Below are 10,000 nucleotides of genomic sequence, written 5' to 3' on the forward strand. Positions count from 1 at the left end.
GGATACCAAACCATTCATATGATGGATCAAGCCTTCTGGAGAGTATTTCCAGGAGGAGCCCGAGAATTATCAGGATGCCGAGTGACGCAGGCCAACGTGGTGCGGTAAAGATGTACTTTGACATCTTTTCCATTCTGACTGCACTACCGGGAACGGTATCCATGCCTATGTACCTATATTATGCCCGTTTTGGACCATGAGAGGGGAATGGGCCAAACTTTTCTTCGTACCGGCTGACCATGGTCTGCCAGTCAGGAAGGCCGGTCTGACACCCGCAGGTCTCCACGACAAAGGACGCGCAAACCCCCCCGATTCGACATGCATCTTCGGAAGAATACCCTGCAGCATAGGCAGTAAGAAATCCTGCCCTGAATGCATCTCCTGCACCGGTCGGGTCAACACAAGGGACCGGTACCGCAGGGATGAAGTGCTCTTTTCCCAGGGTATAGAGCACTGCACCGTCTCCGCTTCTGGTCTCAATAGCCATTGGGACACGGGATATCAGTTCGTCACGGTCTATTCCAAGGGTTTTGCACATGCCGGCATATTCATGATGATTAGCGATGAGAAGGTCGATTGAATCCAGAATGGTGTTCAGATGATCCGCTGTGTACCGATGAAGATCCTGTCCGGGATCAAATGAGGCAAATCCTGACTGTTTTGCAACCTGCACATTAAATCCCGGGTCTGCAGTTGCCATATGCACGAAGGAGAGGGAAGGGGCCTTTTCGGTCTCAAAAAGATATGATGCTCCCCACTCAAAATAGGTCATCTGATCTCCTTCAGGGCCGGTGAACATAAACGCAGTTGCCGTGTGCCTATCGGGAGCGATAAAGAACCGCTGGTCAATACCAAGTTCTTTCATTCTCAGGTCATATGCACTCCCTGCAAAATCTTTGCCCACTGCACTGATAAGTGACACTCTTCCTCCCAGGAGGGCGATTCCCACGGCAATATTTGCTGCCCCGCCACCAAACGCAATCGTTCTCTCAAGTATTGATGCCGATGCATTCGGACCAGGGAGGTGGGAGACTTTGCAGATATGATCAACAGCAGTATGACCGACTACGGAGATCACAACTCTTCAACCTCGATAATCTCAAGTGGGATATCCCGCAGGGCTTTTCCAATCGTTGACAGTGCAATTCTGCGTGCATGCTCTTCAGAATCCGCCTTATATACTTTCATCTCCATTTTTACTCCGACAAGGGCGGTTCTTGCAACAATCAGTGTGCACGGAAGTTCTTCCTCACAATATGGACATGAAAGAATTCCTGCTTCAACCTCAACAAATTTCGCGGTTGGGTTCAGTCTTTTTCCTGCTTCACTTATCGCAATACTGATGGCGTCATCGACCGAATCAGCATCACGGATCATCCAGGCAGATTCTAATACAACGAGATAATCAGGCATTCTTACTCCTTTTTTTCCAGGTGGTTACCAGTATCCGTAATGAACATGTTCGCCGGTTTCCATACGAGGAGGTGATGGTACTATTTCACGGGTATATCCGGCGGTGAGAAGGGTGACCGGCCTTATATGTCCGGGGATGTCCAGTATCTCACGCACCATCTCATCATCGAATGCTCCGGTCCAGCAGGATCCAAGCCCGGATGCATGAATTGCCATCATCAGGTACGTTCCTGCGATTGTTGCATCCTGCATCGCATAGAGAATGCCCCGCTCACTGTACCTGGACATGGATCTGACATAGTTGGCACAGACTACAAAGATGACCGGAGCCGCTGATACATGTTCCTGCTGGAATGCTGCATCAGCCAGAAGTTCCCGGGTTCCTTCATCGGTAACCACAATAACATCCCATGACTCCAGGTTTCCAGCAGAAGGAGCCAAGCGGGTACAGCGAAGTATCTCATCGATAGTGGTATCTGCAACAGGTTCCGGGAGGTACTGTCTGACCGATGTTCGTCCAGCCAAAAAACGATTAAGTTCAGACAAATTCATGTTTTTCAAGTTCCTGCCAGGCAAGCATTGCAACCGTTGTGGCATGGGTAATAGCAGATCCGATGCTCTTTACCGACTGATCAAAATCACTGCTTTCTACCAGACTGATGGCCTGGTTCAGATTATCGATTGATTTTTGAAATTCTGGATTATTCGTTGCCCTAAGTGCAAACTGCAGTTCAATCCGTACAGATTCAAGGCACTGAAGAACAATCTTTCTCCCACCGGTGCGTTCTGCATCCTTCAGACCGGATAACACGGTAATCAGTTGTGATGCTATAATTAATTCTGATTTTGCCCGCTCACCATACTGATACGCGGAAACAGCACCTTTCTTGTCCATAGTACGTACTGACCATACGCATTATAAGTAATGTCCATATGGTGAGAAGAGATCACCTTTTGATACTCTTTTTTCATATCGATATGAAGAATTTCAATTCAACGAAAACCCATGACATCCAGGACGACATGCTGAGCATATCCATCATTGGATGATTCATGGCCGAAAAAAGAGTGAAAGGCTATTTGATTATTTCGAGCGCTGTTTCTGGCCAAGCATGGATACTTTCGGGCGTCCCATTCTTCTTCGGGCTGCCATGGTACGGAGTGCCTGAGTCTGTCCGGCTCCTCCTTTGCCACCGCGTCCACCCCGAGCACCTGCTGCTCCTCTGCTTCCGCCACGCATCTCTCCACCACGACCTCTTCCACCACGGCCTGCAGCCCGTTCCATTCTCTTTATGGTGGTCTGTGCCTTAAACCGCTGGTTTGGCCCTGGTTTTTTCGTTTCTCCTTCCTTCTTTGGAACAAGGCGTATCTGACCCTTGCTTCCCTTTATCTGCATCCATTCCGTGGTTCCTGTCTTGCCCATAATTGCACCTCGCGAATGCCTGTACTATTGCCCGTTATCATCAATTAAAGATTGTCTAATATCTACCCATCATTCAGGTATTTTTCAGTACATGAGAGATAGCTTCGCGGAGAATCTGATTCACGATCTTCCCGTCAACTGATCCCCGCACTTCTTTCATTACAACGCCCATAATTGGACCGGTTGCGGCATTCCCGCGCTCTTTGATAAAATCAGCACGCTCTGCTACAATCCGGTTAATTATTGACGCAAGTTCTTCTTCTGAGACCTTTGGCGCTGCACATTCACATGCCTCTGTCGGAGTCTTCCCCTCTGCCAGGGCGGTCAGGATGGGTGACAAAGCCTCTTTGGCAACCTCTCCGGTGTTAATGAGCATAAGGACCTGTTTAATGTCCTCATCATCGATGCGGTGAACCGATGTACCCTCCCTGCTCAGTTCCCGGAGTGTTGAATTAAATGCCCGTTCGGCAAGGGCGGGTTTGATTCCTGAATTGATTGCCTCTTCAAATGCATTTCTCCGCTCCGAGTATGCCATCTGCCTTGCAACTTCCCGTGCAAGGCCGAATTCCTGCATGTATCGTGCGATGGTATCATCAATCATTTCAGGAATCTCAAGGGATGCAAACCGTTCAGGAGTGACCCGTACCTGAAATACATCGGTCTCCGGATACATACGGGCTGCCCCCGGCAGTGGTCTCATATATGCAGTCGAGCCGCCTTCCAGCATCTTCCTGGTCTCTTTTGGCACCCCTTCAAATGCCATCTCCGCTCTTCTGATGATCTGCTGCATGGCACACTGACACCGCTGTGGTTTGTCTGCCACAATGATAACGCAGTCATCCGGTGTGGCATCAAGAGCCTTCTTAAGATTCGTTACTTCATCTTCGGTAACACCGTATGCGGGCAGTTCATCAGTATGGAAGAGCCCTCCGACTCCGCACTTCTTTGCGTAATCAGACATCTCACTTCCAAGACGCCGGCCAGGCTGTATTTCCCTGCCCACAAGACCTGCAAACTTATTCAGACGGATGGCAAGAATTTTTGGTGCTGATTTCAGAACCCTGCTCTTACTGCCGGTAAAGAGCGATGTAACATCAACCGGGTTCTTCTCTACAGATGCTCCGCGTTTTTTAAGTTCATCTCTTATATCAAGGAGTGAAACCTGTCTGCATACTTCTCTCCTGACAACTTCAGCGATAAGATCAAGTTCCTGCACTCCTTTGATCTCAACCCTGGCACCTTCACGAATGGAGATATTGATGTCCTGTCTGATAGTCCCCAGACCGCGTTTCACCTTTCCGGTTGAACGGAGGATCATCCCTATCTGTGCAGCCGTCTCCTGGACTGCTTCTGGGGTATGCATGCAGGGACTGGTTGTGATCTCAATCAGGGGGATGCCCAGACGGTCAAGTGAGAAGAAGGTGTCTTCGATCCTCTGTGCAGCCTCCTCCTCAAGACAGACGGTCTCAATCCCGGCCCCGCCCGGTAATGTACCATTCATCGCAACCAGAGCAGTCCGTTGAAACCCGCTCGTGTTCGATCCATCAATGACCAGTTTTCGCATGGTGTGGATCTCAGGGACCGGTGTCATCCCGCAGACTTTTGCAATCGTGAGAACGATGTCTAACGCCTCTTCATTGAGCGGTGCCGGTGGCTCCTCATCATTCTCAACAAGACAGGTTGTATCATAGGTCAGGTACCGGAACTGTCTGACCTGCATCATCTCTTCTTCAGCAGCCCGGTCAAGTTCGCCCATCTCGCTCTTTGTTGCACGGAGGTACCTGAAAAATTCACCATTCGACTCTTCAGCCTCACGGATCGTCGTTGGACACCGGCAGAAGAGTTTCTCTTTCGTGTTCAGTTGCTGGTGAATTTCAATCCCGGCAATCAGCCCGAGTTTCTGATAGTCCAGCGTCATACTGATGACCTCCGGGTTATCTCACCGGCCAGATTCTGTGCCATCATCAACCGTGCCTCAGCAAGGCTGCTGGTGTTTCCAAGCACCCACATCAGTTTGACCAGGGCGACTTCAGGAAGCATATCTTCTCCTTCGATGACTCCGGCTCCAAGGAGGTCCCGTCCGGTATCATACACCCGGTCACAGACACGCCCATGCAGACACTGGGATGTCATGACAAAGATCGTTCCTGCTGCTGCCATCTCCCTGATTCGTGCAATCATATCTGTCCCGCAATGTCCAAGCCCGGTACCAGCAAGGACAATTCCTTTGTATCCGTTCCATGCTGACAGAAGAGCAGGATCCATCCCTGGATAATACCAGATTATGGCACATTTTTCTTCCAGCTTGTCTTTCAGTCGAGGTTCACAATTCCCTCTCTTCACCGCATGGGAACTGAGTGACACATCAAGTGACGGATAGGTGACTGAACCGATTATGCCATCGCCAATGGTCTGAAATGCATCCCGCCTTGAAGTATGCATCTTTCTGACCCGTGTTCCCCGGTGGATGGCGCAAAAATCGTCACTGGTTGTTCCATGCATCACCACCACTACTTCTCCCAGGTCTGACAGGGCAGTTTTTGCGGCGCACATGCCATTCATGACATTATCACTGCTGGGACGGTCCGCCGATCGCTGTGAGCCGACAAAGACAACCGGTACCGGGGTTTTTATCATAAAACTCATGGCAGCGGCACTGTATGCCATGGTATCGGTCCCGTGAGTTACCAGAATGCCCTGAGCACCAGATCTGATTTCATCATATATTGCACGGGCAAGCTGCTGCCAGATGGCAGGAGTCATATTTTCCGAGAGGATATTGCAGAGCTGGACTGCACTAAACTCTGCAAGAGATGCAAGACCGGGGATAGCGTTCAGGATGTCTGTTGCCCGGAACTGACTGGTAACAGCTCCCGTCCGGTAATCTATCTTACTTGCTATTGTTCCACCGGTAGAGACGATCGAGATCTTTGGGAGTGTCGTATCCTGGGCAATCTCAACCTCCTGAGGCTCTGCCATTTCAGAGCTGCCGGTTTTTGAAAGACTTTCTTCCGGAACACCGATGTTATACCCTGATGTGAGTTTGACGGTTGCCATCCCGTCCCGTGTTGTAATATATGTCCCTTCGCAGGAACATCCCTGCAGGGTACATCTGACAAGATCTCCGGTTTCAAATGTAGTACTCATAATTGTGCAATTCTCCGTGCCTGTGTGAGAAGTTCATGTAATGATGCTGATATCTGCGTCTTTTTATCGCAAATCAGTTCGATGTCTTTTTCAAGTTCTTTCCGGCGTTCAACCAGGGCATCCTGCACCGCCTCAGGGGCCGGTCCGCCAGGCAGTTTCCTGACTGAGAGGGATGTACTGACTGACAGGGCTGAGTCTATGCTCTCTTGTGTAACTCCAAGGGAAGAGAGGGTTTTTCCATAGAACTCCTCTGCTCCCCGGTCAAGCGTGACAAGATCAAGCGATCCATCCTTTACCGCATTTCCAACAATATGATGCGCAGTTCTGAAAGGAATATTAAATTCCCTGACCAGCGTGTCTGCAAGTTCGGTTGTAGTCGTTCCTCCTCTTCCTGCTTCTTCTGCCATTCGCTCCAGGTTGAACTCTGCAGATTCTATCATCCCGGCAAGAAGATCAATATCCCGTCTGACCCCGGTAATCCCGCGCCAGAGATGAGGGTTCAGATCCTGCAGGTCCCGGTTATATGCCATCGGCAGTCCTTTGACAATGGTTATCGCTGACACAAATGATCCCAGAACCGTCCCAGCCCTGGACCTGAGTATCTCCGCAACGTCCGGGTTTTTCTTCTGCGGCATTATTGAGCTGGTTGAACAGTACCGGTCATCAAGGTTCACAAACTGAACAAATGCCGAGCTCCAGATGATGAGTTCCTCGCAGAACCGGGATATATTGGTCAGAAGCATGGTGTCGCATGCAAGGGTCTCCTCGGCAAAATCACGTGATGCAACGGCATCCATTGAATTTTCCAGAATCCTGTCAAACCCGAGCAGGTCTGCCGTAAGGGGTCGGTCAAGCGGATATCCGGTAGATGCCAGGGCTGCAGATCCGAGGGGGGAGCAGTTCACCCGTCGCAATGCATCAAACAGCCGGTCAAAATCCCGGGAGAACATCTGTTCATAGGCAAGCAGATGGTGGGCCAGTGTTACCGGCTGGGCATGCTGCAGATGGGTAAATCCTGGCATGACCGTTGTGATATGGTCCTCTGCAACGGAGAGCAGAACTGACCGAAGCCTGGTAAGCGCTTCAAGCTGGTCAAGTATGATATCCCTCGTTCTGATCCGAAGGCAGGTTGCCACCTCGTCATTTCGTGACCGGCCGATATGGAGCCGTCCCCCTACATCACCTCCGGTTTTTCTGGTTAGGACGGTCTCAATCCCGGCATGAATATCTTCATACAAGGGATCAAACGCCTCTGCGGGCACACCGGATTCGTACATGTAGAAAAGTTCCTTCATCAGGGTCTTTGCATGGTCCTCATGCACGATCTGCTGTCTGGTCAGCATTACCAGATGTGCCATATCGACCAGAACATCTGAAGAAGCGATATTTCTGTCCGCCTCCATCGAGGAGAGGAGTGATTCAATATCTTCTGTCCTCTCCCCGGAGAGCCGTGCCTTTCTGACGACATCTCTGGTCATAATCCCGTATATCTTTCACGGGAGGATCATTAATGTCCACCGATGTATCCGGTGGTGGAGTAACAGATATTCCTTGGATCTCGGCGTTATGAATAGTACAATGAGGGCAAAAATATGGAATAAAATGGGCTTAATAATCATTTAATCGAATGAAAAAGGATAGTTTATGAACCTGAACCAACTAGTACATAAGACAGGTAAGATTATCATGAAGAATGTTTGGCTTATAGCTTCTCTCTTCCTTATTACCGGTCTGGTTCTCCTGTGTGGATGTACCGGGACCCAGGAGACAGCTCCTGCATCACAGCAAAGTGCAGCAGGTGAAAAGACAGTTCTGAATATCGGATACCAGCCAAGTACCCATCAGATGGCATTTATGACCGCTTACAGCAAGGGGATGTACAATGAGACTCTTGCCCCTCTTGGCATAAAAGAAGTAAAAGCATACAGTTTCCCGACTGGTGCTCCTGAAATGCAGGCCATGCTTGCCGGTGATCTTGACTTTGCCTATGTCGGTGCTGCTCCCTTTGTCACTGCTGCTGCAACCGGCCTTGATGGAAAAATTATCGCTGCAGCCCAGACACAGGGTTCATCAGTCGTCCTGAAGAGCGGTCTGAATTATACCAGCCCTGCTGATCTGAAGGGACTGACTATTGCAACCTTCCCGGCAGGAACCATTCAGGACACCATTCTGCGGACCTGGCTCAAAGAACAGGGACTTGACCCGGAGAAGGACGTCAAGATTGTAGCCATGGGACCGGGAGATGCAACGACTGCAATCATGGCAGGAAAAGTTGACGCGGTATTCCTTCCGGCACCTTCCCCGACAACCATTGAGGAGGCCGGAGCAGGAAAGATCATCATTCAGTCAGGTGAGATGTCACCAAACCATGTCTGTTGTGTTCTTGTTGCAAGCGGAAAGATGATCAAGGAACATCCGGAGATCGTCACCGAGGTTCTGAAGATTCATCAGCAGGCAACTGAGTATAACAAGCAGAACTGGGAAGAAGCCTCTGGATACATGGAAGCAATGACAGCCATGAACACCTCAGTGATTATGAAATCGCTGAATGAGTGGGATGGTGAGTGGGTATCTGATCCGCATATCATCGCTGAATCTGTGACCAGTTATGCACAGGATCAGGCTGCACTCGGGTACATCAAGACTCCGCTGAGTGGTGATGACCTGATTGATACCAGTTTCTGGGATAAGCAGTAACGCTTCACCCCATACTTTTTCCTTTTCTCAAAGACCATTACTACTGGAGCGACGTGTCAGCATGCTGGCACCATAGTGAGAATTAAGCAATGACAGGAATTCTACCGGGATCACGATCCCCCGGCTACACAATTCTCTCAATATCAGCACTCCTGATATTCTGGCAGGTGCTTGCAGATGAGATTGTGAAAAATCACTTTATTCTGCCATCATTTACCGATGTCATCATCGCCTTTTATGAACTTCTCTTTGTTGGAACATTGCCGATGGACTTTGCCGTGAGTATGCTCCATTTCTTTATCGGACTTGGATTATCTCTCCTTGTCGGCGTCCCTGCCGGCATCCTCATCGGATGGTACCCGGTCGTCAACCGGCTGCTCGATCCCATCATTGAGATCATCCGCCCTATCCCCCCCCTCGCGTGGATCCCTTTTGCCATCGTCTGGTTCGGGCTTACCGACCTTGCAGCAGGTTTTGTTATCTTCATCGGAGCCGTCTTTCCGGTCCTCATTAACACATATGAGGGGTTTCGAAACATTCCGCGGATTTTTGTCGAAGCCGGGAAGATGCTTGGATGTACGAGTAATGCCGCTCTTATCCGCTTTATCGCCATTCCCGCAGCATTGCCTCATCTTGCGGCAGGGTTTCGGGTAGCAAGCGGGGTTGCGTGGATGTGTCTTGTGGCTGCAGAGATGTTTGGGGTATCCAGGTTTGGTCTGGGGCAGAAGATCTGGTGGTATTATAATCTGCATCAGATGGACAAAGTCATGGTCTATATGCTGATTCTGGGTTTTATCGGACTTCTTATTGATTACATCTTCAGATATGGGATGAACCGGACTCTGCTCAAATGGCGCCAAGGAGAGGTGAACTGACATGGGCAGAGTGGAAATCTCTCATATCTGTCGGGAATTTATCAAGGAGGATGGAGACCGGGTTGTTGCCCTTTCAGATATCAACCTCTCCATCGCCGATGATGAATTTGTCTCATTTGTAGGTCCCTCCGGGTGTGGAAAGACCACGCTGCTCCGGATTATTGCAGGTCTTGACAAGGCCAGTTCCGGGGAAGTCCGGGTAGATGGATCGCTTATCTCCGGACCGGGTCAAAAGGTAGGGATGGTGTTTCAGGAGTACTCCCTGTTTCCCTGGAGAAATGTCCTTTCCAATGTTGCGTTTGGACTTCAGATGAGGGGTATTCCAAAAGAGGAACGGCAGGAGATTGCACGAAAATACATCTCACTCGTCGGCCTCTCCCAGTTTGAGCAGAGTTATCCGTATGAGTTGTCTGGTGGAATGAGACAGCGGGTTGCAATCGCCCGT

The 10,000-nt window shown here is 50.0% G+C and carries 11 protein-coding genes; 3 read left to right on the forward strand and 8 right to left on the reverse strand.

The features are described from left to right. Positions 1 to 178: 178 nt before the first annotated feature. The 8 genes from LDL35_RS02595 to argH form a co-directional block, all read right to left on the reverse strand. Positions 179 to 1,078: a carbohydrate kinase family protein gene (locus tag LDL35_RS02595; RefSeq protein WP_304019219.1), complete on the reverse strand. Its 900-nt coding sequence runs from the start codon at positions 1,076 to 1,078 to the stop codon at positions 179 to 181. Further along, positions 1,075 to 1,413: a DUF555 domain-containing protein gene (locus LDL35_RS02600; protein ID WP_304019221.1), complete on the reverse strand. Its 339-nt coding sequence runs from the start codon at positions 1,411 to 1,413 to the stop codon at positions 1,075 to 1,077. Before LDL35_RS02600 ends, LDL35_RS02595 begins: the two co-directional genes overlap by 4 nt. Before the next feature lie 24 nt (positions 1,414 to 1,437). Next, positions 1,438 to 1,965 (reverse strand): nitroreductase family protein, encoded by a 528-nt coding sequence (locus LDL35_RS02605; RefSeq protein ID WP_304019222.1) that lies wholly within the window; start codon positions 1,963 to 1,965, stop codon positions 1,438 to 1,440. Continuing rightward, entirely contained in the window at positions 1,952 to 2,308 is a 357-nt protein-coding gene (locus tag LDL35_RS02610) for a hypothetical protein (RefSeq protein ID WP_304019224.1), read from the reverse strand. Before LDL35_RS02610 ends, LDL35_RS02605 begins: the two co-directional genes overlap by 14 nt. Before the next feature lie 189 nt (positions 2,309 to 2,497). Continuing rightward, on the reverse strand, positions 2,498 to 2,836 hold the full coding sequence (locus tag LDL35_RS02615) for a DUF5350 domain-containing protein (protein ID WP_304019226.1): 339 nt from the start codon (positions 2,834 to 2,836) through the stop codon (positions 2,498 to 2,500). A gap of 73 nt (positions 2,837 to 2,909) precedes the next feature. Beyond that, on the reverse strand, positions 2,910 to 4,754 hold the full coding sequence (gene gatE, locus LDL35_RS02620; protein WP_304019228.1) for a Glu-tRNA(Gln) amidotransferase subunit GatE: 1,845 nt from the start codon (positions 4,752 to 4,754) through the stop codon (positions 2,910 to 2,912). Further along, positions 4,751 to 5,983 carry a Glu-tRNA(Gln) amidotransferase subunit GatD gene (gene gatD, locus LDL35_RS02625; protein ID WP_304019229.1) on the reverse strand — a complete coding sequence of 411 codons (1,233 nt, stop codon included), beginning with the start codon at positions 5,981 to 5,983 and terminating at the stop codon, positions 4,751 to 4,753. The genes gatE and gatD overlap by 4 nt, the downstream gene beginning before the upstream one ends. Then, positions 5,980 to 7,461, reverse strand: coding sequence for an argininosuccinate lyase (argH, locus tag LDL35_RS02630; protein WP_304019231.1), 1,482 nt, complete (start codon positions 7,459 to 7,461; stop codon positions 5,980 to 5,982). Before argH ends, gatD begins: the two co-directional genes overlap by 4 nt. Positions 7,462 to 7,669: 208 nt before the next feature. Here argH and LDL35_RS02635 point away from each other — a divergent pair, with 208 nt between their 5' ends. The 3 genes from LDL35_RS02635 to LDL35_RS02645 form a co-directional block, all read left to right on the forward strand. Further along, positions 7,670 to 8,680: an ABC transporter substrate-binding protein gene (locus LDL35_RS02635; RefSeq protein WP_304019233.1), complete on the forward strand. Its 1,011-nt coding sequence runs from the start codon at positions 7,670 to 7,672 to the stop codon at positions 8,678 to 8,680. An 89-nt stretch (positions 8,681 to 8,769) separates the two neighbouring features. Further along, on the forward strand, positions 8,770 to 9,555 hold the full coding sequence (locus LDL35_RS02640; RefSeq protein WP_304019235.1) for an ABC transporter permease: 786 nt from the start codon (positions 8,770 to 8,772) through the stop codon (positions 9,553 to 9,555). A gap of 1 nt (position 9,556) precedes the next feature. Then, positions 9,557 to 10,000 (forward strand): ABC transporter ATP-binding protein (locus LDL35_RS02645; RefSeq protein WP_304019237.1); only part of this gene is annotated, 444 nt, incomplete at its 3' end.

It is taken from the genome of Methanospirillum hungatei (genome assembly GCF_020216685.1).
GTDB lineage: Archaea > Halobacteriota > Methanomicrobia > Methanomicrobiales > Methanospirillaceae > Methanospirillum > Methanospirillum hungatei_B.

Coding starts and splice junctions, on each gene's coding strand:
- LDL35_RS02640 (WP_304019235.1), top strand. CDS start 8,770: ATGACAGGAATTCTACCGGGATCACGATCCCCCGGCTACACAATTCTC.
- argH (WP_304019231.1), bottom strand. CDS start 7,461: ATGACCAGAGATGTCGTCAGAAAGGCACGGCTCTCCGGGGAGAGGACA.
- LDL35_RS02610 (WP_304019224.1), bottom strand. CDS start 2,308: ATGGACAAGAAAGGTGCTGTTTCCGCGTATCAGTATGGTGAGCGGGCA.
- gatD (WP_304019229.1), bottom strand. CDS start 5,983: ATGAGTACTACATTTGAAACCGGAGATCTTGTCAGATGTACCCTGCAG.
- LDL35_RS02635 (WP_304019233.1), top strand. CDS start 7,670: ATGAAGAATGTTTGGCTTATAGCTTCTCTCTTCCTTATTACCGGTCTG.
- LDL35_RS02605 (WP_304019222.1), bottom strand. CDS start 1,965: ATGAATTTGTCTGAACTTAATCGTTTTTTGGCTGGACGAACATCGGTC.
- LDL35_RS02615 (WP_304019226.1), bottom strand. CDS start 2,836: ATGGGCAAGACAGGAACCACGGAATGGATGCAGATAAAGGGAAGCAAG.
- LDL35_RS02600 (WP_304019221.1), bottom strand. CDS start 1,413: ATGCCTGATTATCTCGTTGTATTAGAATCTGCCTGGATGATCCGTGAT.
- gatE (WP_304019228.1), bottom strand. CDS start 4,754: ATGACGCTGGACTATCAGAAACTCGGGCTGATTGCCGGGATTGAAATT.